General features: G+C 72.3%; 1 protein-coding gene. It reads left to right on the forward strand.

The features are described from left to right. Nucleotides 1-1,080, forward strand: a 1,080-nt coding sequence (locus DBR22_RS21335; protein WP_258229362.1) for an MFS transporter, incomplete at its 5' end; no start/stop codon positions are given. Between the last annotated feature and the right edge of the window lie 29 nt (nt 1,081-1,109).

Below are 1,109 nucleotides of genomic sequence, written 5' to 3' on the forward strand. Positions count from 1 at the left end.
ATCGCGGGCACGGCCGTGTCCATGCCGCTTCTCGTGGCCGGCCGCCTGGTGCAGGGGCTCGGCGGCGGCGCGCTGACGGTGGCGCTTTACGTGGTGGTGGCCCGGGTCTACCCGGCAGTCCTCCACCCGGGGATCTTTGCCGCCTTCTCTGCCGCGTGGGTGATCCCGTCGCTGGTGGGTCCGTTCGCGGCAGGCATCGTGGCGCAGCTCCTCAGCTGGCACTGGGTTTTCCTGGGGGTGGTGGGACTGGTGGTTCCCGCCGTCGTCATGATTGTCCCGGTGCTCCGCGGCCTGGACCGCCGGTCCCCGGACGGTGACGTCCCGCCGTGGGCGGTGGGCAGGCTGGGATGGGCCGGACTCGCAGCGCTGGCGGTCCTGGGGCTGAACCTCTCCGCCGGCGTCACCCTCTTTCCGGCGGCACCGGCAGTCCTCGCCGCGGCCGCCGTCGTCGTTGCCCTCCTGGCGGTGCGTCCGCTGGTGCCCGGTGGAACCCTGCTCGCCCGCCGTGGCCTGCCCAGCGTGATCCTGACCCGCGGCCTTGCCGGAGCGGCGTTCTTCGGCGCCGAGGTGTATCTGCCGTACCTGCTGATCGAGGAGTACGCGTTCCCGCCGACGTTCGCGGGGCTGACCCTCACCGGCGGCGCGCTGGCCTGGGCCGGTGCCGCCGCCATCCAGGGCCGCCTGGGCGCCAGACTGACTCACCGCGCGGCTGTGTGGACCGGCGCGGTGCTGGTGCTGGGCGCCATCCTCCTGGCCCTGGTGACAACGGCGCTCCACTGGCCCGCCGCTGTCGCCATTGCCGGCTGGATCTTCGCCGGGGGCGGCATGGGGCTGCTCTACCCGCGGCTCAGTGTCATGACGCTGGCCCTGTCCAGCAAGGAAAACGAGGGCTTCAACAGCTCGGCCATGTCCATTTCGGATTCGCTGGGCGGCGCGCTGGCGCTCGCCGCAACCGGGATCGTGTTTGCGGCGTTCACGACGACGGCGGCACAGTTTTCCGGGGTCTTCGCGCTGACGGCGGTGATCGCGGTCGCCGCGGTGGCCATTGCGCCGCGGGTTGCGGAGCGGGCTCCGGGATAGCCCGGCAGCGAAAGGTTCGGTCAGGGGTC

The sequence above is a fragment of the Arthrobacter sp. HMWF013 genome (genome assembly GCF_003061105.1).
GTDB lineage: Bacteria > Actinomycetota > Actinomycetes > Actinomycetales > Micrococcaceae > Arthrobacter.